Origin of the sequence: Mesorhizobium sp. CA15, assembly GCF_020165215.1 — a bacterium.
Classification (GTDB): Bacteria; Pseudomonadota; Alphaproteobacteria; order Rhizobiales; family Rhizobiaceae; genus Mesorhizobium.
On sequence record NZ_JAIUHQ010000029.1, the window covers coordinates 12,125 to 33,949 of the forward strand.

The following is a 21,825-nucleotide window of genomic DNA, read 5'->3' on the forward strand; positions in this document are numbered from 1 at the left end:
GGCGGTGTCGAGCGTCACTTGGCGACGAGCGGACAGCCGCTGTCCTCGGCCTTCATGAAGGCCTTGTCGCCCGGAATGGTCGCCAGATAGGTGTAATAGTCCCAGTCCTTCTTCGACTCTTCCGGCTTCTTGACCTGGTAGAGATACATGTCGTGCACCATCGAGCCGTCGGCCTGCACCTTGCCGTTGGCGGTGAAGACGTCGTTGACCGGCATCTCATGCAGCTCCTTGGCAACCGCCTCGGTCCCGTCGGTGCCGGCCTTGTCGATGGCCTTCAGATACTGCGTCACGGCCGAATAGGTGCCGGCCTGGATCATGTTCGGCATGCGGTTTGTGCGCTTGAAGAAGCGCTGGGCGAATTCACGGCTCTTGTCGTCGCGATCCCAGTAGAAGCCTTCGGTCAGCACCACGCCCTGAGCTGCCTGCAGGCCCAGCCCATGCACTTCGGCGAGCGTGAAGAGGAGCGCGGCCAACCGCTGGCCGCCGGCGACGATGCCGAATTCGGCTGCCTGCTTGATCGAGTTCGAGGTGTCGAGGCCGGCATTGGCGAGCCCGACGATCTTGGCGCCGGAGGACTGCGCCTGCAGCAGGAAGGAGGAATAGTCGGTGGAGCCGAGCGGATAGCGCACCTCGCCCAGCACTTTGCCGCCGCTCGCCTCGACGAGCTTGGCGGTCTGGTCCTTCAGCGAATAGCCGAAGGCATAGTCGACGGTGATGAAATACCAGCTGTCGCCGCCCTGCTTAACCAGTTGGCCGCCGGTGCCGACCGCTTGGGAGTGCGTGTCGTAGGCCCAATGGAAACCATAGGGCGAGCACTGCTTGCCGGTGAGGTCGGTGGAAGCCGCCCCGGTGACGATATCGATCTTCTTTTTTTCCTTGGAAAGCCCCTGCACGGCCAGCGCCACGGACGAGGTGGTGAGCTCCATGATCGCGTCGACCTGCTCGGTGTCGTACCACTGGCGCGCGATGTTGGAGGCAATGTCAGGCTTGTTCTGATGGTCGGCGCTGACGATCTCGATCGGAGCGCCCTGCACCTTGCCGCCGAAATCATCGACCGCCATCTTGGCGGCCTCGACCGACCACTTGCCGCCGAAATCGGCATAGACGCCCGACTGGTCGTTGAGGATGCCGATCTTGACCTTGCCATCGGAGATTTCGCCAGCCGCGGCCGGCATTGCGGATGCCGCAAGGAGCGCGGCCGAGACGAGATAGGATGCTTTCACTGGTGGTTCCTCCCATGTGGCAACCACGGGAAACGCGGCTGCCTCGCGATGGTTCAACAGTTCCTTCGGATTTTGGATTGGAGCCTCGATCCCGCTCTGCCGCTCCTCCTCTCGCGGGCCCTCCTGTTTGCGGGCTGGGCCGCAGCGTGCCTTGGGTGCACGGGCGCGAGCCTAGCACCACATGTCGCGGGCCGAGAATGCTATTTTCGTAGCATGGCAGATGGATGGGATGACCGGTTGCCGGATGATCGAGAGACGCTCACGCGGTGATGAAACGCCTGGGACGGTCAAGCGCGAGCGGTGGCTTTTTTATCGTCTTTGTTGCCTTGATCGGCCAAGTGGTAAGGGACGATCAGAACCTCCGCAGGGATATGCCATTCACGGTTGAGCTTAAAAGCCATGTCCATCGTCAGCGCTCGCTTGCGGGCTAGAATCTCAGATGCGCGCGATGCTGACCCGAGCAGCTTTACCAGCGCGTGCCTGCTGAGATTGGCCATCTCCATATGAGCAGTGATGGCGTCCACCGGGTCGGTTTCCGCGATAGGGTAGTGTTTTGCCTCATATGCTTCGATGAGCTCAGCAAGAACATCGAAACGGTCAGCATCAGGCGTGCCGGGAATGGGCTCCTTGTCAAAATAGCGAGTGATCTCCGCAATCGCCCAATCGTAATCGGCTTCGGTCTTAATCGGTCGGATATTGTCCATCACACCTTCTCCGCGTCTATCTTGTCGTACTCGGCGTGAGTGCCTACGAATTTGATGAGCACCCGCTTGAACGTGTAGCTGACATGCACAATCAGCCGGTATCTATTGCCCGCAATGTCGAACACCAGACGGTTATCAGCTAAGAAATCGACGTTTGCGCCGAACTGTTCCTTGATATCAGCCGGCCCCTTCCATTCGACCTTGCTCGACGCATTGAACCAGGCCGTCAGCGGCACTTTGGACTGCGGGTGCTTGGTCCAGAAGGTGACGAGCGTTTTCCTGCTGACGATCTGCATGCACCCATATAGCCATTTCCCAAACTGGGAACAAGAGGAACTGCCCAAATTGGGAAGTATCCATCTCATCGACGCCTGCTCACCACGATAGCGGCTTGCCGTCGCGAAAAAAGCCGCCGGTCCGTCGTCGGGGCAAGGTCGCCGGCCCAGACGATGCCGGCCTCGCCAGACACAATCCGGAAACAAGATTCAACAGTCGGGAAAAACTCCCGAAAAGAGCCGGTGTCATAACGGTACCCGCAGCAGCCGACCCACTACGGCGCGCAACAACAGACATTGATCCGAACCTAAGGAATGGCGATTATGAAAAAGACCCTTCTTTCCGCACTCGGCCTCGCCGTCGCTCTCGCTTTCGCGGTGCCGGCGCTCGGCACCACCGAAGCCAACGCCGCAGCAACCACACCCGCTACGACCACGACGACTGCCACGACCACTGCTCCGGCCTCGGCCACCGAGACGGCGAAGCCTGCCGCCAATGGCCCGCACAAGAAGCTCAGGAAGCACCACCGTCATCATGCTCGCAAGCATCATCACGTGAAGAAGCACCACGTGCGCAAGCACCATGTGATGAAGAAGCATGTTGCGAAGAAGGCCGCATAAGGCCTGACTCGTCGCGGCCTTCATGACCGGATGATCCGAGACCGCTTGCTAAGGGTTCAGGATCATCGCTTCCCGAAAACGCCGCCCTCCCTCCCGGGCGGCGTTTTTGTTGGCGGACTTAGTGGCAACCCTGCAACCGTTTCGGGATCATGCCTTACTTCTTCTGCGGGTGGATCGTCTCGCCGCGTTTCAACATCGCCACCAGATCAGCAATCTTCTTCTTGCGGCCGGCCTCGGTCTTCATGTTGTGGACGCGGAAGGCGAGCGCGAAGCGGTTCTGTGCCGAAAGCTTCTCCAGCATCGCTTTCGCCTTCGGTTCGGCATCGATCGCGGCCTGCAGGTCGGGCGGGATGGTCATCTCCTTCGATCCGCCATAGGCGCGGTCCCAGCGACCGTCGGCCTTGGCGGCCTCGACCTGCTTGAGGCCATGCTCGGTCATGCGGCCCGCCTCGATCAGGCGCGCGACATTGTCGATGTTGATCTTGCTCCAGATGCTCTTCCTGCCGCGCGGCGTGTAGCGCTGCAGGAAACTCTTCTCGTCGAGCGACTTGCGCACCGCGTCGATCCAGCCGAAGCAAAGCACGACATCGATCGCCTCCTTCGGCGTGATCGAGGCGAGACCAGAACCGACCTTGTGGATCTTGATCCAGACTTCGCTTTCGCTGGCGTGGTTGTCGGCAAGCCAGGCATAGAAGCTTTCGGCATCCGCGAATTCGCGCACCTTGCCCGGATCGACCTTGATGGGGGCCATCGTTGTTTCTCCTTGCGCGGCGCCGAAGCTGCTAATCTCCCCTCTCGTGGGGGAGATGGCCGGCAGGCCAGAGGGGGGCGCTGTCCCGCCGACCGACAATGACGTTCGTTCTATCCGATCGAGATGAAACTGAAAGGTCGCATTCCTTCGCCCCTTTGCCCTGCCGGGCATCTCCCCCACAACAAGCGGAGAGATCGGCTGAACCGCCATCGGAGGCGCCGATATCACCATCGGTTTCTTCCGTTTCCGCTTCGCGCGGCGACCTGCCAAGCCATGTCCATGCAAAGGAAAGGCATGGACATGGAGAAGCAAAAAATCCTGATCGCCGGCGGCAGCTCGGGCATGGGGCTGTCGCTCGCCAGGCGATGCCTTGAGGAAGGCGCGCGCGTCATCATCGCTGGGCGCGGCGAAGCGAAGCTGGACGCGGCGCGGGAAGGACTGGGCCAGCCGGGCACGCTCGAAACAGCCGTGGTCGATATCAGCCGCGAGGATGAGGTCGCCGCACTGTTTCAGCGCATCGGCAGGCTTGACCACATCGTCAGCACGGCGGCCGATATCGAGGGCGCCTACCGGCTGTTGCCCGAGATCGAGCTTTCAGCCGCGCAAAAGGTGGTGGAGAGCAAGTTCTACGGGCCGCTTTTGCTCGCCAAGCACGGCGCGCCGAAGCTGCCGTCAGCCGGCTCGCTCACCTTCGTCTCGGGCATTGCCGCCCACCGGCCGGCGGCGCGCGGCGCGGTCGTCGCCGCCGTCAACGCCGCATTGGACGGGCTGGTGCGGGCTTTGGCCGTCGAACTGGCGCCGATCCGGGTCAACGCCGTCTCGCCCGGCTGGGTCGACACGCCGATCTGGGAGTTCGTCGCCGGCGACAGAAAGGACGACACGCTTGCGGCGATGGCGAAACGACTGCCGGTGGGTCGGGTCGGAAAGCCGGAGGACATCGCCGACGCAATCCGCTTCCTGATCGGCAATGGCTTTACGACGGGAGAGACGCTGCATATCGAGGGCGGGCATCGCCTGGTGTGACCAAGGTGAAGCCCTCCCCTATGGCGGTGAGCAGTGCCTTCAGCGCCGGCGGCTGGACGCGCCGGCGCCGCCAGATCATCACCACGTCCGCCGAGCGGACCGGCCCAGGCCAGGCAAGCTCGGACACCTCGCCGCGATCGATCGCGGCGGCGACCGCGATCCGCGGAACGAGACCGAAGCCGGCGCCGGCCGCCACCAGCCCGGCAATGGCGTCGATGCTGCCGGCTTCGGCGGCGAGGTTGGGATTGCCGAGGCCTGCCTCGGCGAATGCCTTGTCGACCATGGCGCGGTAGACGCAGCCTGTCTCGGTGGCGACGAAATGCTTCTCGGCCAGCGTCGCCAGATCGACATCCGCCCGGTTGTCGCCGGGCGGCGCTATCAGCGCCAGCGGCTCGACCGCCACGACGCGCCTGGCAAGGCGGCGGTCCCTGTCACCAACATCGATCTCTGGGGGCCGCTCGAAGCAGAAAGCGACGTCGATCTCGCCGTCGCCCAGCCTGCGCAGCAACTCGCAGCTTCCGGCTATCTTCAGCTTGATGTCGATGTCCGGATGACCGGCGCGGAAACCGGCAAGCCAGCCGGCCAGCCTTGCCGAGGCGATCGTCTCCAGCGTGCCGATCGACACTGTGCCGGCCGTCCCGGCCCTCGTGGCATCGATGGCCGCCCGCGCGTCGCCGGCGAGCGCCAGCAGCTCCTCGGCATAGGGTTTCAGCGCCTCGCCGGCCGGCGTCAGGGAGAGCCCCTGCCGCGAGCGGGTGAAGAGGCTGGCGCCAAGCTCGGTCTCCAGCGCCTGGATCTGGTCGCTGACGCTCGACTGGGCGAGATTGACCTCCCGCGCCGCGCGCGTGACGTTGCGGGTACGCGCGACCGCCAGAAAGGTCTTCAGCAGCCTGGGATGCACCGGTGCTCCGTGCCTACTGCAGCTGCGGCTTCTTCAGGAAGGAATTGCGATCGGCGGATTTGACGCGCAGCCAGGTCTCGCGGCCGTCGCGCACGACGCGCAGCGGAATTTCCGCACCGGCCGGGTTCTGCCAGAGTTTTCTGTAGAAATCGGCCAGACCATCGACTTCGCCGTCGCGCACATCGGAGATGATGTCGCCCTGGCGCAGGCCCGCCTGTGCGGCCGGACCGCCTTCGGCAACGCTCATCACCACCACCATGCCGTTCGACTCGGCCGAGAAGGCGCCGAGCCACGGACGCGGCGCCTTCGCCGCCTGGCCGCGCTTGATCAGATCGTCGAGGATCGGCGTCAGAAGATCGATAGGCACGACCATGTTGATGTCGGCTACCTCGCCGGCGCGGCTCATCTGCAGGCGCAGCGAGCCGACGCCGAGCAGCTTGCCGGCGCGGTCGAACAGCGCGGCGCCGCCCCAGGACGGATGCGCGGGCGCCGTGAAGATCGCCTCGTCGATCAGATACTCCCAATAGCCGGCGAATTCCTGCTTGGTCACGATGTGGGCATCGACCTGCTGGCCGATTCCGTCGGCGAGCGTCACGGCATCGCCGATCTTGGCTTTCCTGGCATTGCCGAGCTGGACAGCCGGCAGGCCGAGCGGCGACAGCGCCTGCACGAGGCCGAAGCCGGTCTCCTGGTCGTAAGCCAGCGCATGCGCGGCCACCACACGGCCATCCTGGTCGGTCAGCCACACTTCCTCGGCCTCGGTGATGAGGTAGCCGATGGTGAGCACCAGCCCATTGTCGCGGATCACCACGCCGCTGCCCTCGCGGCGCGTGCCCAGCGCATTGGCGGTGAAGGCGTCGTCCGGAACCGTGGCGCGCACGGCGATTACGGAGCGCGAAATTTTCTCGATGGTCATCGATCCATCCTGCATTGCGGGTCTCTGCCTATAAGTATGGCCGAAGGAGCGCCGTGCAAGGGCGGATTTCCCCTCGCCCAAGCTGGCATAAGCGCTAGTTCAATGAAGATTGAACTTTTTTCTTTGACGCGCGCGGAACCGCACCTAAGTCTATCGGCATCCGTGGCAGATGCCGCCCTTCACGAAACACAAGGCCTTCAACATGAACCAATACGTCCCGCCGAAAGTCTGGACCTGGAACAAGCCAAATGGCGGTGAGTTCGCCTCGATAAACCGGCCGATCGCGGGCCCCACGCATGACAAGAAACTGCCGGTCGGCAAGCACCCGCTGCAGCTCTACTCGCTGGCCACGCCCAATGGCCAGAAAGTGACGATCATGCTGGAGGAGCTTCTGGCGCTCGGCCACAAGGGTGCGGAATACGATGCCTGGCTGATCAAGATCAGCGACGGCGACCAGTTCGGCTCGGGCTTTGTCGAGGTCAATCCTAATTCGAAGATCCCGGCGCTGATGGACCATAGCGAGCCGAAGCCGGTGCGCGTGTTCGAATCCGGCTCGATCCTCACCTACCTCGCCGAGAAGTTCGGCGCATTCCTGCCGACCGAACGCGCGGCGCGCGCGGAAACCTTCTCATGGCTGTTCTGGCAGATGGGCTCGGCGCCTTATCTCGGCGGCGGCTTCGGCCATTTCTATGCCTATGCGCCCGAAAAGATCGAATACGCCATCGACCGCTTCGCCATGGAGACCAAGCGGCAGATGGATGTGCTCGACCGCCGGCTGGCGGAGAGCGAATATCTCGCGGGCCCCGACTACACGATCGCCGACATTGCGGTCTGGCCCTGGTATGGTGGGCTCGCCAAGGGCCGCAGCTACACCAACTCCGCCGAGTTCCTCTCGGTGCACGAATACAAGAATGTGCAGCGCTGGGCCGACGCGATCGACGCGCGGCCTGCGGTGAAGCGCGGCCGCATGGTCAACCGCATGTCCGGCGATCCGGCCTTCCAGCTGCGCGAGCGCCACGACGCCGGCGACTTCGAGACGAAGACGCAGGATAAGCTGCAAGCGGCGGAGTAATGTAATCTCGCCCTCGTGCGGGAGATTGGCCGCCCGTTACCTCCCATATGTGTATGTCACAGTCGCCTGGCCGAGCGCAGAGCTCTTGGCGGCGACCGAGATCATCTCCGGCAAGGGGTTGGCCGGTATGCGCAATGTCTTTTCACTCAGCGCATAGAGCGTGAAGACATAGTGATGGTCGCCGCTGCCGGGCGGCGGGCACGGACCGAAATAGCCGGCGCGACCGACGCCGCCTTTGCCCTGCACGGAGCCCTTGGGCATGCGCTTGCCGCCCTGCGCGCCGGCGCCTTCGCGCAGACCCTTGGCGCTCGCCGGAATGTTCCAGGCCAACCAGTGCCAGAAGCCCTTGCCGCCATTGGCATCGGTGTCGAACATGGTGAGCGCGTAGCTTTTCGTTCCGGCCGGCGGATCCTTCCAGGCAAGCGCTATCGAGACGTTCTGTCCGCCGCAGCCGGGCTTGTCGCCGAGATATTTCGCATCCCATTTGCCGTTCGACACGGAGGGGCTGGAGATCTCGAAGGCGGACGCCTGGGTGGCGAAGGCGACAAGGGCAAGCATGGTGAAGCCGAGGCGCAAGGTCATCTGATCCTCCCTGAATGACGCAGCGTAGCCGAAAAGCGGCCCGAAAAAGGGCAAGCTAGCGCAGCCGGCTGCCTGAGCAACAAAAAAGCCCCGCCGGTGAAGGCCGTCGGGGCTCTTTCGTTCGGACCATGGAGGTGGGACCCCACGATCGGGTCGATCCAGGGGGTGTTGGATCGGCCGCGACACTAGCCGAGGAATCGGCCGTGCGGACAATCACGCCTTCGCACGACCAATCACGCCTGCGCGAGTGGACGGTGATAGCGGCTGCTGATCTCCCCTCTTGAGGGGGAGATTAACCCCGCAGCAGCTTTGCCAGTCTCGGCACGCCTTCGTTCACCGCGCGATCGTCGGCAAGCGTGAACGACATGCGCAGCGTGTTGCGGCCGGTGCCGTCGGCGTAGAAGGCGTTGCCCGGCACGAAGGCGACGCGCGCCTCCTTGACCGAACGCGCGAGGAGCTCGGTGGCGTCCGTGCCTTCCGGCAGCGTCAGCCAGACGAACATGCCGCCGTCCGGGCGGCTCCAGGAAATGCCGTCGGGCATATTGGCTTCGAGCGCGGAAAGCAGCGCATCGCGGCGCTTGCGGTAGGCACCGATCAGCTTGTCCACCTGGGCGTCGAAGATGGTTTCGGCGACGCGGTGCATGACCATCTGGTTGATCGACGGGCTGTGCAGGTCGGAGGCCTGCTTCATCAGGACCAGCTTTTCCACCACATGGCGCGGCGCGCAGACCCAGCCGACGCGCATGCCGGGCGACAGTATCTTCGAGAAGGAGCCGCAATAGAGCGTGCGCGCATGATCGATGCCGCCGGTGCGGGCGCAGTCGAGCGCCAGGATCGGCGGCTCGCCCTCCCCGTCGTAACGCAGCGCGCGATAGGCGGCATCCTCGATGACGGCGATGTCGAGCTCGCCGGCGAGGTCGAGCACCGTCTCGCGCTGCTTGGTATCCAGCGTATTGCCGGTCGGATTGGCGAAATCCGGCACCAGATAGGCGAACTTCACCTTGCCGCCATTTGCCGCCGCTGCCGCGCGATAGGCTTCCGGCGTCATGTTGCCGCCGGCGGGGTTCAGCCGGTCGTAGCGCGGCTCATAGGCGTTGAAGGCCTGCAGCGCACCGAGATAGGTCGGCCATGTCACCAGCGCAGTGTCGCCGGGGGACAAAAAGAGCTTGCCGAGATAGTCGAGCGCCTGCTGCGAGCCGGAGGTGATGAAGATGTTGCCGTCGTCGCACTGAACGCCAAGCTTGCCCATATAGGCGGCCAGCCATTTGCGCAGCGGCAGGAAACCCTCGCTGACCTGGTACTGCAGCGCGGCGCCCGCCTCCTTGCCGCCCAGCACGGCCTGGTAGGCATCGCCGATCGCTTCGGCCGGAAACAGCGACGGGTCGGGAATGCCGCCGGCGAAGGAGATGATGTCGGGCTGGTCGAGCAGCTTCAACAGCTCGCGGATTTCCGAAGCCTTCATGCGCGAGGAACGCGAGGCCAGAAGGTTCAACAGGGTCAAGACGCACCTCCCGCGGCGTGCTTCTATTTAGGTCAGCTTAGTTGACCTATTATCAGGCCTGGCCTTTCGCGTGAATACACAAAACGGTCATGGCTCATCGTCCAGGCAACATTTGGCCCACAGATTTTCGCAAATGCTAATGAAAAGCTCATTGCACGCTCGGCAAGGCCAGCGCACGATTATGACCAGAAACTGGAAGTTGATAGAAAATCAATCCGGAACAAATGGGGGAACGCGTATGACGCTCGAGGTCATCGGGGCCGGCTTTGGCCGCACCGGCACGTGGTCGACTTTCGCCGCGCTGAACAGGCTCGGCTTTCCGAGCTACCACATGCAGGAAGTCATCATCAACAAGGCCAACAAGGGCCATCTCGACTTCTGGCGCAAGGTGGCGAACAGCCCGCCCGGCGCGCAGCATGACTGGAACCGGGTCTTCGCCAATTATCGGGCGACCGTCGACAATCCGGGCTGCTGCGTATGGCGCGAGCTGATGGCCGCCTATCCGGAAGCCAAGGTGCTTCTGACGCTGCATCCGCGCGGCGCCGAAGCCTGGTACGACAGCACCATCGACACGATCTACTTCACCGAGAATGTCTGGCAGTTCGGGGTGCTGGAATGGCTGACGCCGTTCGGCCGCAAGTTCGGCGACATGTCGCGCAAGCTGGTCTGGGGCCGGACGCTGAAGGGCGTGATGAACGACCGCGACAAAGCAGTGGCGCGTTATAACGCCTATGTCGACGAGGTGAAGGCGGCGGTGCCGCCTGAGAAGCTGCTTGTCTTCAAGGTCAGCGACGGCTGGGCGCCGCTCTGCAATTTCCTTGGCGTCGCGATGCCCAACGAACCGTTCCCCAACCTCAACGACCGCGCCAGCATCAAGAAGATCATCAACGGGATGATCATGGGATCTTATCTGATGCTTGCCGGCGTGGCGGTCCTGATCGCGCTGGCCATCGGCGCCCTGTGGTGGTGGCTGGCGTAGCGGCCACCCGGATCGGCCTGCCAGGGCCGCGGCGCTCCGGCTCCGGCCGCGTGATTAGCTAGAACGGCAAACGGATCTCGTCAGGCTCGGTCCTGTCAGGCCAGCCGATGTCCTTCTGAATCTCCGTCGGCAGCTCGTTAAGCTCGCGCGCCGTGCGGCGGCGCTTGCTGGCCTGCGCGAAGGCGGCGCGGATTCGGTTGAGACTTTTGAACATGAAAAACCTCCTAAATCAGCGGCGGAAAACCGGTGCCGCCTCTTCCCGGCGTCGCTTTTGCGATGCGTCTGTAACCGGTGGATTGCGCGCGAACGGTGAAATGCTTCACGAAGCCGGAACGGCTTGAAACATATGCATGCAAATTAGTTTGCAGGATCAGCCACGCGGTCTGCATGAAAACCAGGAGCTTGCATGACCTGCATGTCAGACGCTTGGGCTGGTCGCCTTGATGGGTTGATTCACGTCTCCGAGAGGGAGGCGATAGCGCGAGTTGTAGCTCGGCAACAAATTAACGGCTTCTAATTCACCTGGTTTTCGGCCCCACTTTCCCGCCTCGCGCCACTTCCCTGCCCGCGCGATAGACGGTGCGATCCTTTGGCACCGCCACCACCGCTTCCGGGACATGCTCGGCCTTCAGCGCAACGAAATCCGCCTTGGCGCCGACAGCGATGCCGTAGCCTTCGAGTGCCAGCGCCTTGGCGCCGGCGTGGCTGACCACGTCGTAGGCGGCCTCCAGCTCGCAATCTTCGTAGAAGCCGGAGCGGTAGCCGATCATGTTGGCGCGGTTCAGCATGTCGCCATCGCCATAGGGCCACCATGAATCGCGGATGTTGTCGGAACCGGCGAAGACGGTGACGCCCGCCTTGCGCAGCGCCGCCACCGGCGGGAATGGATGATCGCCGGGCGCGTTGGTCATGATGGCGACGCCGGCGCCGGCGATCCGCTCGCCAGCCTTGGCCAATGCATCGGCGGAGATGTCGCCCAGCCCGTAGGCGTGGCTGACGACAACCTTTCCCTGCATGCCCATTGTCGCGGTCCGGGCGGCGATCTCCTCGATCTCGAACAGGCCGAGTGTGCCGCGGTCATGCAGGTGGATGTCGATACCGGCGCCGCGTTTTTCGGCAAGGCCGAACACCACATCGAGATGGCCCTTCACGTCGCGATCGAAGCTTGCCGGGTCGAGCCCGCCGATCAGGTCACAGCCGAGCTTGAGCGCCTCGTCGAGCAACTCCGCAGTGCCTGGCGAGGACAGGATGCCGCTTTGCGGGAAGGCGACGAGCTGGATGTCGATCAGGTCGCGGTATTTCTCGCGCACCCCAAGGATCGTCTCCACATGCTTTAGTCCGACCACGGCATCGACCATGACATGGCTGCGCATGGCGAGGCTGCCATTGCCAACGCAGAGCTCGAGCTGGTCTCTCGCCCGCTCCTCCATGGCTGCGGCCTGCTCGAGGTTGCGCATCTGAAAGGCGACCCGCTCGCGCACGTCGAAGCCGTTGGTGCAGGGAATGTGAGGGCGCCAGGCGTCGCCGTAGAAGGACGTGTCGAGGTGGATGTGGCCCTCGACGAAGGCCGGCAGCACAAGCTGCCCGGCGAGGTCGATAGCGCCGGACGGCGGCATCATCGCATTGGCTGCAGGCGCGATGGCGCTGAAGCGGCCACCGGCAACGGTGAGGTCACGGAGCGAGCCATCGGCAAGCCTGGCGTTGAGAAAATGAGTCTGATCCACGATGCAATCCGTTGACAAGGAAGGCGTCAGTCGTCGCCGGTCGAACGGACGAGGTCAATGCGGCAAGGGATAGAAAGTGTTTCGCCTTGCCTTCTCGTTGTGGGAGGCGGCAAGCTCAACCCTCGGCATATACCGTTTTCGCGGAAGTTTCAGCGGGCGGCAGATATGCAATGGTGGAGTCTGCGGTATGAGGCCGCCGTGGTCGACGCGGACGCCCAAGCACATCCCCAACAATGCGCCCCCAACGGCCGCGTCGACCATTGACGGAAATGCCAACGGCGACCTTACCCAGGTCGCCGAATTTTTTCGATCTGCCCTCTTTTGATCAGGCTTGCGCGCCGGCGTATTCGGCGACCAGCGGCTCATATTCCTCGAAGGCAGGCAACGTCGCGTAGCTGTGCACGGCCGCCGTCGCCACCCAGGGCAATTTCTCAGACGTCCAGGTCTCGATGAAGGGCGCAAACCAAGTATGGTCGTCGAGCATGGTCGGGCGCAGATTGACGAACCAGTCGATCCCTTCCGGCCGCGTGAACATCCAGGTCATGCAGTAGCCGCAGAAATAATGTTTCGAGGCGCCATGCAGGCCGCCGACCGCCGGTTCGCCCTTCGTCACCTCGAAACCTTCCGAGGGGATCGCCGCGCTCAGCGAATAGGCGCTGGACGACATCGACTGGCAACCCGTGCAATGGCAGGCCATGGTGAGCAGCGGCTTTGCCGAGATTTTCAGGCGCACGCGGCCGCAGCGGCAGCCTCCTTCGGCGAGAAGAGAAAGACTTGGCAAGCTGGGCTCCTGAGGTTGGGGGTCTCCCTTCTCCCACAACGGGAGAAGGTGAAGGCGCGCTCAGCCTTCGATCAACTCCGCCGTCGTCGCCATCCGCACGCCCTGCCCCGCGAAAGCCTCGTTGTGGCGGGCAATGATGTCGGGCGCGTTTTCCTCCAAAGAATCCAGCGTCGAATGCGCGTCCGAAACCACGGTGACGCCAAATCCCTCGGCAAAGGCGCCCTTCACGGTGGCGGCGACGCAGAAATCAGTCTGGGCGCCGAGGAGCACGACGTCCTTCGCGCCGTGTCCCGCCACCCATTCAACGAGTTCGGGATTCGAGAAGGCGTTGCCGACGGTCTTGCCGAAGGTCGGTTCGTCGGCGGCCTGACCGAGCAGCGGCCATACCGGCCAACCGGAAGCGCCCGGCGCCAGCGGATCGCCTTCCGGTCCGTCATGGCGGATAAACGCCACCTTGCGGCCGGAACGCCGTGCCCAGTCGATCAGCCGACGGGCACGCTCGGCGATCGTGTCGGCGTCATGGATCGGCGGATCGAACCGACCGTCGAACATGCCGGTCTGCAGGTCGATGACGATCAGCGGCGCGGCGGCGGAGGGGGCTGTGTCTGGCATGGCGCGAAGATAGCGTGGGTGGGGGGCGGGTCAAGGACGAGGCAGGAGCCAACAAGCATGAACTCGCGCAAACCATCTACAATTTTGAGTTGCATTTAGGATTAATCACAACTAAGATGATCGAGAGATCGGGGGATGACAATGGATGAACAATACACCGTATTCCTGATCGGAGGAGGCACGGGAGGTGACGAGCAGGCGGTGTTCACGCCGCACGATGCGGGGACCCGATGCAGGCTCACCTGCAGCTATCGCAATAAAGTCATCGCTGCTGAAGAAGACGACTATTTCGAAGCCCTATGCCAAATCCGCAATCGGCTCGAAGTGGAAGGACTACTACCCTTTTGTTATGGCGCGAGCGCCAATGTTTTCCCTGAAGGCACCGTGACAGAGATGAGTCGAGGATTGGTGGTCTGCAAAGTGAAAACGGGCGAGCGTCCCAAGAGGAGCGACTTAGTCAATATATTTGACGATGGCTATGACGTGATGCCCGTGTTCGTCTCGATGCAGCAGAAGTTTTGGGATTCGTGGCTCGCTTCCCTGCCCCGATCACAAGACCCGGAGATAGCGAACTCGACGGACGGTGCAACCCACTCCCTCTGGCAGTCTCTAACACTTCGCTTTGCCAAGATGTTGAAATCGCTTTTTCCACTGTCAGGGGGAAGATAAGGCACCTGGCTTCTACGACATCAGCGGCATCGGCCCCTTCAGCGCCTCCGCCAGCGCGTCGCGGAACACCGCGATCGGACGCGCCAGCCTGCCGGCCGGCGGGCGGTGGAGCAGCCAACAGCGCACCTGCGGCTTGAAGCCTGGGCAGTCGACCACCTCGACCGCGTCGCGCCATTGGCTGCCGGACAGCGCGCCCGGCGTGACGACGCCGATGCCGTGGCCGCGCGCCACCAGCGACATCCTCAGATCCGCGCCCTGCGCCTCCACGCCGACATGGAACGGCAGCCGCGCCGCCTCGAAGCGATGGCGGATGAAGGCGCGGAAGCCGCAGCCGGTTTCGTTGAGCACCCAGGGGTAGCGCGCAAGATCGTTGAGCTCGGCCGGCTTCGGCACGCCGAGGTTTGGCGCGGCCACCAGCAGCACCGCCTGCACGCCAAGATCGTCGCCGACGAGCTCCGGCGGCGGCGCGACGCCCTCGGCCAGACAGACGGCGACCGCGTCGATCTCGCTGTGCAGCACCTGCTCCACCAGGCGCGGCGACAGGCTGGAGGTGATCTTCAGTGTCAGTTGCGGGAACGCCGCGCGAAGACCGTCGAGCGGCTCCGACAGCGCGCTGGTCGAGAGGTAAGGCATGATGCCGAGACGGAACTCGCCCCCCACCTCGCCGGCGGGCGAGACGCCCGCCTTCAGATCCTCCAGCGAGCGCAGCAGCCGACGGCCATGCTCATAGGCCTCGCGACCCGATGCGGTGGGTTTGAGCGGCTTCGACTGGCGGTCGAGCAAAGGCGTCGCCAGCCGCTCCTCGAGATTCTGCACCCGGCGCGTCACGCCGGGCTGGGTGAGATTGAGCCTGGCAGAGGCGCCGACGATGGAGCCGGTTTCGACGACGGCGACGAAGGCTTCAAGGTCATGGATGTTCATGCGTATCTCGCATAATCATTATCAAATCATTTCAGTTGTAGCATTATGATCAGCGCGAATAAAGTCCTCGCGAAATATGCAGACAGCGAGGCTACCCATGAACGGAACAGATAACGCCCGGATCGCGACGGCCGAGTTCGCCGTTCCGTCGCCGCATGCCGGCGGCGGCACGATCACCCGATCCCAGACGCTGCTGTTCGCCGCTTCGGTCGGCATCATCGTCACCAATCTGTTCGCGCCCCAGACGCTGGTCGGGCTGATCGGCCCGTCGCTGGGCGCGGCGGCATCGGAAAGCGGCCTGGTGTCGATGGCAACCCTGCTTGGCTATGCCGCCGGGCTGTTCTTCCTGGTGCCGTTGTCCGATCTCGTCGAGAACCGCGTGCTGGCGCTGCGCATGCTGTGCGCGGCCGCGCTGGCGGCGGCGGTCGCGTCATTCGCGCCGTCGGCCGCCTCGCTGCTTGCCGTGCTGTTCGTGCTTGGGGCGGCCTGTTCCTGCATCCAGGTGCTGGTGCCGGTCGCGGCCTCGATGGCGCCTCCGGGACAGGACGGGCGCGTTATCGGTGACGTGATGAGCGGGCTGATGATCGGCATCCTGCTCTCGCGTCCGATCGCCAGCCTCGTCGCCGACGCCTTCGGCTGGCGCGCCTTCTACGGCATCAGCGCCGCGGCACTGGCGCTGCTCGCCATCCTGCTCGGCCTCGCTTTGCCAAGGCGCAAGCCACTGGCGCATACGAGCTATGCGGGGCTCATCGCCTCGCTGGTCGGGCTTCTAGCCCAAGAGCCGGTGCTGCGGCGTCGTGCCTTCACCGCGAGCCTGGTGATGGCGGCTTTCAGCGTGTTCTGGACGGCGGTGGCGCTACGCCTGTCCGCCCCCCCTTTCGACCTTGGCCAGAAAGGCATTGCGCTGTTCGCACTTGTCGGCGCCGGCGGCGCGGCTGTGACGCCGATCTTCGGCCGCGCCGGCGACCGCGGCTTTACGCGCACCGCCACGATCCTCTGCCATCTCGTGCTGATTGCGGCGCTCGGCCTCGCCGCATGGGCCGGGGCGGCCAAAGCCGGGGCATGGCTGCCGCTCATCCTGATGGGTGTCAGCGCCGTGCTGCTCGATTTCGGCCTCACCGGCGACCAGACGCTGGGCCGCCGTGCGGTTAATCTCCTGCAGCCCAAGGCGCGGGGCCGCATCAACGGGCTGTTCGTCGGCATCTTCTTCATCGGCGGCGCGATCGGCTCGCTGCTTGCCGGCATCGCCTGGACCTGGGGCGGCTGGAACGCGGTGTGCGCGGTTGGAGCGCTGTTCGGGGTGGTGGCGCTGGTGGTGGATTGGACCGAGTAGCTCGATCTTCTCCTCTCCGCTTGTGGGGGAGGAAGCTATCCAATCCCACCCGTCAGCCTATACGCCCCGCTGACGCGCCCATCCGGCGACCTCACAATGGCCGTGACGATGGAACCATAGGCGCCGCGCCAGACGCTGTGGAAGCCTTGATGGGTCGTGGCCGGTACGATCACGCGACCGGTGAATCGGTTAGCGCTGCCTTGCATGGAAACCGGCTCGCCGTTGACGTGGACTTTCACCACCGCCGCGTCGCTGGCCTCCAGCGCGATCGCGATCTCATCGGTGTCGCCGGCGCGGGTCGTCTCAGCCGTGAGCGCCAGCGTGAGCGGGGCATCGCCAACACGACTTGCCGCGCCCCTGGCCTCGAACACATCATCGGCCAGCGGCGGGGTGCGCGGCGGTGCGGTGCGGCGCCTTGTGGAGCGCTCGTAATCACCGGCGATCATCAGCAATGCCACGTCGTCATAAGCCTTGCCAGCGAAGGTGAGGCCGACGGGCATGCCGATATCGGCCATGGTGCCCATCGGCACCGTCACCGTCGGGATGCCGAGATGCCGCCAGACCAGATTGCCGTTGGCGACCCAGGTGCCGTTTCGCCAGGCAAGCCGGGCGGAAGCTTCGTCGATGTCGGCATCGGCCGGACCGACATCGGCGACCGCCGGCAGCACCACGGCGTCGAGGCGGTTGGCATCGAGCCAGTCTTCGAAGTCGGCGCGGCGCGTTGCTTCTAGGCCTTTCAGGCCCGCCTCGATGGTGGGAATGTCCGCGAGCGGCGCCACGCCCCGCTTCGCCCGCTCGACATACTGCGCCAGATCGAAATCGGCCTCGCCGTAGCGGTCGCGCAACGTGCCCGGTGGCTGCGGGAAGATCTTTGCGCCGTCGACCGAGGCGAGATCGGGGATCGCCGGATCGGCATTGGCGCGCAGGAAATCGTCCCAGGACCAGATGGACAGGTCCCAGATCTCGCGTTCGGCGAATTCCGGCGGCACCAAGCCGCGGTCGACCATCGACAGCGCGCCCGGACGGTCGCGTTCGTAGTTGGAGACGACAGGGAAATCGACCTCGACCACCTCGGCGCCGAGCGCTTCCAAATCGCGTGCCGCCTGCCGCCAGAGCTCCAGCACCGAGGCACGCGTTTCGATCGGGCGGTCCGCGCCATCATCCTTGCCGATATACATTTTGGGCACGCCGAGACGCTTGCCCTTGAGGGCGCCTTTCAGGGCAAGCGCGGTGTAGCTCGCCGGCCGCAGCGCCGAGGCTTTCGGGATCTCCACCCAAGGCTGCACGCGCCAGAAATCGCCGCGCGTCTCGTTGTCGTCGGCGACGATCACATCGAGCAGCTCCAGCATGTCGGGGATGCTGCGCGTATGCGGCACGACCACATCCATGGTCGGCACCAAAGGCCAATTGCCGCGCACCGAGATCACGCCGCGCGAGGGCGTGTAGGCGACGAGCGCGTTGTTGGAAGCAGGCGCCCGGCCGGACGACCACGTTTCTTCGCCCAGCCCGAAAGCCGCGAAGCTGGCGGCCGTCGCCGTGCCCGAGCCGTTCGACGAGCCGGAGGCGAAGGCGGCGGTGAGGAAATCCTTGTTATACGGGCTTTCGGCGCGGCCATAGACGCCGCGCTGCATGCCGCCATTGGCCATCGGCGGCATGTTAGTGAGGCCGATCAGCACCGCGCCCGCGGCGCGCAGCTGGGCGATGGTGAAGGCGTCTTCCGTAGCGACGAGATGCTCGAAGGCCGGCGAGCCGGCTGCAACTGTCAAGCCCTTCGCCTTGTAGCTGTCCTTGGCGGTGTAGGGGATGCCATCGAGCGATCCGAGCGTCTTGCCCTCGCGGCGGCGCCGGTCGGACGCTTCCGCCTCTTCGAACATCTTCGGGTTGAGGACCGGCACGGCATTGAGCGCGATGCCGTGGCGATCGTAATGGGCGATGCGCCGCAGATACGCAGCGACCAGCTCGACGCTGGTGACGGTGCCGTCTTCCAGTACGCGGCGCAGGTCGGCGATCGAGGCTTCGACGAGGTGGAGCATGATGGCGAGCGAATTCCCTTACAGAAGCTGCGTTCCGTCACACCCCCTCTGCCCTGCCGGGCATCTGCCCCGCAAGGGGGAGATTGGATGTCGCTTTCGCGAATCTTCCGCGATGTACTTACAGCGTCTTGCTGGCGAACTGGCCGTTTTGCTTCATGAGCTGGAGAAAAGCCTTGGCTTCGTCGCTACCATGCTCCGCCGCCTTAACGAACCACTTGCCGGCTTCCGGGTAGTTGGGCTTGCCGTCTATCCCGCTGTAGTAGAGTTTGCCGAGGTTGAGTTCGGCACTGACATTTCCAGTGCTGGCCGCCTGCAGCAACCAGAATTCGCCGGACTTCTCGTCCTTCGCTATGCCTCTGCCGGTGGCATAGGCCGCGCCCAGATTCAATTCGGCCGAAGCTTCTCCCTGCTTCGCCGCCTTGAGCCACCATGAAACGGCATTCTCGTCACTCTGGGGGAGGCCCGCGCCTGTCAAATACGCAATGCCCAGGCTAGACTGCGCATAGGCATCTCCCTGGTTCGCTGCTCTTGGCCACCAAGATGCGGCTTCCGCGTCGTTCCTGACCACACCCTTGCCCGTCGAATAGGCATAGGCCAGCGCTGACTGCGCCGGGATATTACCTTGCTCGGCTGCTTTACGGTACCAGACAACAGCTTGGGCATCATCCTTTCCGACCCCGCTGCCCAGCGCGAAAGCATTGCCGACGGCGGTTTGTGCATCGACTTGGCCGCGCGCAGCGGCCTTCATCCACCATTCGAATGCTCTGTTAAAATTCTGATCGACACCGTGGCCGCGTGCATAAAGGGTGCCGAGCAAACTCTGGCCGTTTGGCTCTTCCTTGTCGGCGGCTTTTCTTACCCAGGTCGCGGCAATCTTATCGTCTCTCTCCACGCCTTCGCCGACATAGTAGGCGCGACCTATGCTGTACGCCGCCTGGGCGCTTCCTCCATCTGCAGCCTTCCGCCACCAGTAAAGTGCCTGCTCGCGATTTTGCGCTACGCCTTGGCCTTCCAAGCACAGAACCCCGAGACCATACTGGGCGCCGGGATTACCCATATTTGCCAGTAAAGAAAGCTGGCGATACTCTTCGGCGTAGTCCTTTGCCAGTTTGGCGACTTCTGCCTTCCTTATCGCGGACCACTGTTGGTAGTAGTTTAAGGCAGGTCCAAACAGCACGAAGCCCCCCAGCACGACCAAGGAGAGGCACAGCATCAGGCCGGTACGAGGCGCCCGCGCACTAAAGACTGCCGCCTGTGACCTAGGTGGCCATTCGTAATTGCTCAAGATTACCCCCCATTTGCAATCAACAGTAATTGATAGCGCAAGCTGGGCTGTACTGAAATATACCCTGTGCCTAAAGCTATTCCGGCGCCCCGGCAAACAGCACCGTGCCCTCCCCGCCCGCCGCCGGCCAGTCGCGGATGGTGCGGTCGATGCCGCCGGTCAATAGCGTGCCGTCGGCGGCGAAGGCGACCGAGTACATGGGACCAGTGCCGGGATCGAATTCGGCGATCTCGGCGCCGGTGTCCATGTTCCATATCCTGGCGGTGCCATCCAGCGAGACGGAGCCGAGGCGCTTGCCGTCGGCCGACAAGGCCAGCGCATAGACCGTGCCGGAATGCCCCTCGAAGCGGCGGACCTCCTTGAAGGTGTCGAGGTCCCAAAGCTTTATCGTGTAATCGCCGCTGCCGGTCACCGCGTGGTGGCCATCGGCCAGGAAGACCGCGCCATAGGCGCCTCGCTCGTGGCCAAGCCAGCTGCGCAACTGCTTGCCCGAAACGATGTCCCAGAGTTTCAGCTCACCGTCGATGCTGCCGGTGAGCGCCCTGGTGCCGTCGGGCGAGATGGCGACGGAACTCACCGACCAGTCGTGGCCCGGCAGCACATGCAAGACCGCTCCCTTCCCCAGGTCCCAAACGACGACGGAACCGGTGTCGTGACCGCTAACGGCGAGCTTGCCGTCCAGGCTTATCTTCAGTTGCCTGACGCCGCCGTTCGCCCCCGAGGAGAAGACGTGCAGCACCGTGCCGTCGGATAGCTGGCGCAGCACGATTTCGCCGTCGTCGCCAGCAGTGAGCACGGTCTTGCCATTGGGCATGAAAAGCGCGCTGCGCGCCATGTCCTTGTGCTCACCAAGGTCGCGGATCAGCCGCTTGCCCTCGATATCCCAGAGCTTGATCATGCGGTCGGTGCTGGCGCTCATGATCTGGTGGCCGTCGGCCGACACCGCCAGCCAGACGACGGCGTCGCGGTGGCCTTCCAGCGCGGTCGGCTGGGCCGGAGGCGCCGGTGGAGGCGGCGCCACCGTCTGCGGCGGCGTTGCGGGAGCGAGCGCCGTCTGCTGGGTTGGCTGGACCGGCTCTGCCGGCTGGGCAGGCCGCGGCGGCGCGGACTCGGCCGGTGGAGCGGCTGTCGGCGCCGGCTGAACGGGAGCCGCAACCGGCTCGGGCAACGGGGGCTTTGCAGCCTCTTGCTGTGCGGGTGCGGGCAAGGCTGGCTCGATGCTCGCCCCAGGCGTGTTTGGCTTTGTGCTCGCCTCCGGCTCGAGCGGTCGAGGCGCCGGATCTGCCGGCGCGGTGGCGACTTCCTCAGCCTCTTCGCCGCCCGGTTCCTGAGTCCGCCACGGATCGAACTGGTCGGCGACGATGACGATCAGGGCCAACAGCGGCAAAGCGAGCGCTGCGCGGCGCAGCCGCGGATAGCCGGCCGGCGCGATCCCGGCGTCGCGGCCGAACAAAGGAGCGGCCGGATCATGCCTGGCGGCGGCCGGCAGCAGCCCGGCGAGGAAAAGCAGCCCGGCAAGGACCGACAGCACGCCGGCCGCGCCGAAGACTTCCAGGCGCGCCGTCGCCGGCGGCCTGCCGCCCAGCGCCGCATAGAGCTTGACGAAACAGGCAATGCCGACGATCAGCATTGCCAGCGCCAGCAGCCTTTCGGTCGATCTCTTCATCGGTCTCCCCCCATCGCCCCGCCGCGCTGCAACCGGCGGCAGCGGGCCGGCCCCGGCATCTTAGCCGAGCTTGCGGCCAAGGCTAAGTGCAAGACGTCACACAGCTTCGCCGGGCGATATCCTTCGCATCCGGTTCCGGCCGGCGCGGTCGCCCACTATTGGGCGGCGGCTCTATCAGTAGAACCCTATCCCCAGGAGCAGAACAGCCCGCTGGAGCCGGTGATTGACAGAAATTGCCTATGTGAGATTATCC

Annotated in this window: 22 protein-coding genes; 6 read left to right on the top strand and 16 right to left on the bottom strand. The window is 64.2% G+C overall.

Annotation, left to right across the window (positions count from 1 at the left end):
- Positions 1-14: 14 nt before the first annotated feature.
- From LB515_RS27105 to LB515_RS27115, 3 genes are all read right to left on the bottom strand, one after another.
- Positions 15-1,223 carry an ABC transporter substrate-binding protein gene (locus tag LB515_RS27105; RefSeq protein WP_140840649.1) on the bottom strand — a complete coding sequence of 403 codons (1,209 nt, stop codon included), beginning with the start codon at positions 1,221-1,223 and terminating at the stop codon, positions 15-17.
- Between the two features lie 287 nt (positions 1,224-1,510).
- Positions 1,511-1,927 carry a type II toxin-antitoxin system HigA family antitoxin gene (locus tag LB515_RS27110; protein WP_224709536.1) on the bottom strand — a complete coding sequence of 139 codons (417 nt, stop codon included), beginning with the start codon at positions 1,925-1,927 and terminating at the stop codon, positions 1,511-1,513.
- Positions 1,927-2,223, bottom strand: coding sequence for a type II toxin-antitoxin system HigB family toxin (locus tag LB515_RS27115; RefSeq protein WP_224632190.1), 297 nt, complete (start codon positions 2,221-2,223; stop codon positions 1,927-1,929). Before LB515_RS27115 ends, LB515_RS27110 begins: the two co-directional genes overlap by 1 nt.
- A gap of 303 nt (positions 2,224-2,526) precedes the next feature.
- On the opposite strand from LB515_RS27115, the gene LB515_RS27120 reads away from it, so the two are divergent.
- A complete protein-coding gene (locus tag LB515_RS27120; protein ID WP_224709537.1) occupies positions 2,527-2,823 on the top strand; it encodes a hypothetical protein in 297 nt (98 codons plus the stop codon).
- A 154-nt stretch (positions 2,824-2,977) separates the two neighbouring features.
- Here LB515_RS27120 and LB515_RS27125 read toward each other — a convergent pair whose 3' ends face one another.
- On the bottom strand, positions 2,978-3,574 hold the full coding sequence (locus tag LB515_RS27125; protein ID WP_224709538.1) for a YdeI/OmpD-associated family protein: 597 nt from the start codon (positions 3,572-3,574) through the stop codon (positions 2,978-2,980).
- Positions 3,575-3,868: 294 nt separating this feature from the next.
- Here LB515_RS27125 and LB515_RS27130 point away from each other — a divergent pair, with 294 nt between their 5' ends.
- On the top strand, positions 3,869-4,597 hold the full coding sequence (locus LB515_RS27130) for an SDR family oxidoreductase (protein WP_224709539.1): 729 nt from the start codon (positions 3,869-3,871) through the stop codon (positions 4,595-4,597).
- Here the strand turns inward: LB515_RS27130 and LB515_RS27135 are convergent.
- A complete protein-coding gene (locus tag LB515_RS27135) occupies positions 4,548-5,498 on the bottom strand; it encodes a LysR family transcriptional regulator (protein WP_224709540.1) in 951 nt (316 codons plus the stop codon). The genes LB515_RS27130 and LB515_RS27135 overlap by 50 nt on opposite strands.
- 13 nt (positions 5,499-5,511) lie before the next feature.
- Positions 5,512-6,414, bottom strand: coding sequence for a S1C family serine protease (locus tag LB515_RS27140; protein WP_140840637.1), 903 nt, complete (start codon positions 6,412-6,414; stop codon positions 5,512-5,514).
- 202 nt (positions 6,415-6,616) lie between these two features.
- Here LB515_RS27140 and yghU point away from each other — a divergent pair, with 202 nt between their 5' ends.
- On the top strand, positions 6,617-7,486 hold the full coding sequence (yghU, locus tag LB515_RS27145; RefSeq protein WP_224709541.1) for a glutathione-dependent disulfide-bond oxidoreductase: 870 nt from the start codon (positions 6,617-6,619) through the stop codon (positions 7,484-7,486).
- Positions 7,487-7,522: 36 nt separating this feature from the next.
- Here the strand turns inward: yghU and LB515_RS27150 are convergent, their stop codons facing one another.
- Together LB515_RS27150 and LB515_RS27155 are read right to left on the bottom strand one after the other, a co-directional pair.
- Positions 7,523-8,068: a YbhB/YbcL family Raf kinase inhibitor-like protein gene (locus LB515_RS27150; RefSeq protein ID WP_224601393.1), complete on the bottom strand. Its 546-nt coding sequence runs from the start codon at positions 8,066-8,068 to the stop codon at positions 7,523-7,525.
- Positions 8,069-8,360: 292 nt separating this feature from the next.
- Positions 8,361-9,530 carry a PLP-dependent aminotransferase family protein gene (locus LB515_RS27155; protein WP_224709556.1) on the bottom strand — a complete coding sequence of 390 codons (1,170 nt, stop codon included), beginning with the start codon at positions 9,528-9,530 and terminating at the stop codon, positions 8,361-8,363.
- 277 nt (positions 9,531-9,807) lie between these two features.
- Between LB515_RS27155 and LB515_RS27160 the strand changes: the two genes are divergently transcribed.
- Complete coding sequence (locus LB515_RS27160) at positions 9,808-10,548, top strand: sulfotransferase family protein (RefSeq protein ID WP_224709542.1); 741 nt, start codon at positions 9,808-9,810, stop codon at positions 10,546-10,548.
- Between the two features lie 58 nt (positions 10,549-10,606).
- On the opposite strand, the gene LB515_RS27165 is transcribed toward LB515_RS27160, so the two are convergent.
- The 4 genes from LB515_RS27165 to LB515_RS27180 form a co-directional block, all read right to left on the bottom strand.
- The gene (locus LB515_RS27165) at positions 10,607-10,762 is read right to left on the bottom strand and encodes a DUF1127 domain-containing protein (RefSeq protein WP_095768360.1); all 156 of its coding nucleotides are present in this window, start codon (positions 10,760-10,762) and stop codon (positions 10,607-10,609) included.
- A gap of 304 nt (positions 10,763-11,066) precedes the next feature.
- Positions 11,067-12,272: an amidohydrolase family protein gene (locus LB515_RS27170; RefSeq protein ID WP_224709543.1), complete on the bottom strand. Its 1,206-nt coding sequence runs from the start codon at positions 12,270-12,272 to the stop codon at positions 11,067-11,069.
- A 325-nt stretch (positions 12,273-12,597) separates the two neighbouring features.
- Positions 12,598-13,053, bottom strand: coding sequence for a GFA family protein (locus tag LB515_RS27175; protein ID WP_224709544.1), 456 nt, complete (start codon positions 13,051-13,053; stop codon positions 12,598-12,600).
- A 60-nt stretch (positions 13,054-13,113) separates the two neighbouring features.
- Positions 13,114-13,665, bottom strand: a complete 552-nt coding sequence (locus LB515_RS27180) for an isochorismatase family protein (protein ID WP_140840623.1) — start codon at positions 13,663-13,665, stop codon at positions 13,114-13,116.
- A gap of 141 nt (positions 13,666-13,806) precedes the next feature.
- On the opposite strand from LB515_RS27180, the gene LB515_RS27185 reads away from it, so the two are divergent.
- Positions 13,807-14,334 carry a hypothetical protein gene (locus LB515_RS27185; protein ID WP_224529357.1) on the top strand — a complete coding sequence of 176 codons (528 nt, stop codon included), beginning with the start codon at positions 13,807-13,809 and terminating at the stop codon, positions 14,332-14,334.
- A gap of 12 nt (positions 14,335-14,346) precedes the next feature.
- On the opposite strand, the gene LB515_RS27190 is transcribed toward LB515_RS27185, so the two are convergent.
- Positions 14,347-15,255 (bottom strand): LysR family transcriptional regulator, encoded by a 909-nt coding sequence (locus LB515_RS27190; protein WP_224709545.1) that lies wholly within the window; start codon positions 15,253-15,255, stop codon positions 14,347-14,349.
- A 97-nt stretch (positions 15,256-15,352) separates the two neighbouring features.
- On the opposite strand from LB515_RS27190, the gene LB515_RS27195 reads away from it, so the two are divergent.
- The gene (locus LB515_RS27195) at positions 15,353-16,588 is read left to right on the top strand and encodes an MFS transporter (protein WP_224709546.1); all 1,236 of its coding nucleotides are present in this window, start codon (positions 15,353-15,355) and stop codon (positions 16,586-16,588) included.
- Between the two features lie 35 nt (positions 16,589-16,623).
- Here LB515_RS27195 and LB515_RS27200 read toward each other — a convergent pair whose 3' ends face one another.
- From LB515_RS27200 to LB515_RS27210, 3 genes are all read right to left on the bottom strand, one after another.
- Complete coding sequence (locus LB515_RS27200) at positions 16,624-18,621, bottom strand: amidase (protein ID WP_224709547.1); 1,998 nt, start codon at positions 18,619-18,621, stop codon at positions 16,624-16,626.
- 118 nt (positions 18,622-18,739) lie between these two features.
- A complete protein-coding gene (locus LB515_RS27205) occupies positions 18,740-19,906 on the bottom strand; it encodes an SEL1-like repeat protein (RefSeq protein WP_224709548.1) in 1,167 nt (388 codons plus the stop codon).
- A 76-nt stretch (positions 19,907-19,982) separates the two neighbouring features.
- The gene (locus tag LB515_RS27210) at positions 19,983-21,572 is read right to left on the bottom strand and encodes a WD40 repeat domain-containing protein (RefSeq protein ID WP_224709549.1); all 1,590 of its coding nucleotides are present in this window, start codon (positions 21,570-21,572) and stop codon (positions 19,983-19,985) included.
- Positions 21,573-21,825: the final 253 nt, after the last annotated feature.

Coding starts and splice junctions, on each gene's coding strand:
- LB515_RS27110 (WP_224709536.1), bottom strand. CDS start 1,927: ATGGACAATATCCGACCGATTAAGACCGAAGCCGATTACGATTGGGCG.
- LB515_RS27115 (WP_224632190.1), bottom strand. CDS start 2,223: ATGCAGATCGTCAGCAGGAAAACGCTCGTCACCTTCTGGACCAAGCAC.
- LB515_RS27120 (WP_224709537.1), top strand. CDS start 2,527: ATGAAAAAGACCCTTCTTTCCGCACTCGGCCTCGCCGTCGCTCTCGCT.
- LB515_RS27125 (WP_224709538.1), bottom strand. CDS start 3,574: ATGGCCCCCATCAAGGTCGATCCGGGCAAGGTGCGCGAATTCGCGGAT.
- LB515_RS27130 (WP_224709539.1), top strand. CDS start 3,869: ATGGACATGGAGAAGCAAAAAATCCTGATCGCCGGCGGCAGCTCGGGC.
- LB515_RS27140 (WP_140840637.1), bottom strand. CDS start 6,414: ATGACCATCGAGAAAATTTCGCGCTCCGTAATCGCCGTGCGCGCCACG.
- yghU (WP_224709541.1), top strand. CDS start 6,617: ATGAACCAATACGTCCCGCCGAAAGTCTGGACCTGGAACAAGCCAAAT.
- LB515_RS27150 (WP_224601393.1), bottom strand. CDS start 8,068: ATGACCTTGCGCCTCGGCTTCACCATGCTTGCCCTTGTCGCCTTCGCC.
- LB515_RS27155 (WP_224709556.1), bottom strand. CDS start 9,530: ATGAAGGCTTCGGAAATCCGCGAGCTGTTGAAGCTGCTCGACCAGCCC.
- LB515_RS27160 (WP_224709542.1), top strand. CDS start 9,808: ATGACGCTCGAGGTCATCGGGGCCGGCTTTGGCCGCACCGGCACGTGG.
- LB515_RS27165 (WP_095768360.1), bottom strand. CDS start 10,762: ATGTTCAAAAGTCTCAACCGAATCCGCGCCGCCTTCGCGCAGGCCAGC.
- LB515_RS27180 (WP_140840623.1), bottom strand. CDS start 13,665: ATGCCAGACACAGCCCCCTCCGCCGCCGCGCCGCTGATCGTCATCGAC.
- LB515_RS27185 (WP_224529357.1), top strand. CDS start 13,807: ATGGATGAACAATACACCGTATTCCTGATCGGAGGAGGCACGGGAGGT.
- LB515_RS27190 (WP_224709545.1), bottom strand. CDS start 15,255: ATGAACATCCATGACCTTGAAGCCTTCGTCGCCGTCGTCGAAACCGGC.
- LB515_RS27195 (WP_224709546.1), top strand. CDS start 15,353: ATGAACGGAACAGATAACGCCCGGATCGCGACGGCCGAGTTCGCCGTT.
- LB515_RS27200 (WP_224709547.1), bottom strand. CDS start 18,621: ATGCTCCACCTCGTCGAAGCCTCGATCGCCGACCTGCGCCGCGTACTG.
- LB515_RS27210 (WP_224709549.1), bottom strand. CDS start 21,572: ATGAAGAGATCGACCGAAAGGCTGCTGGCGCTGGCAATGCTGATCGTC.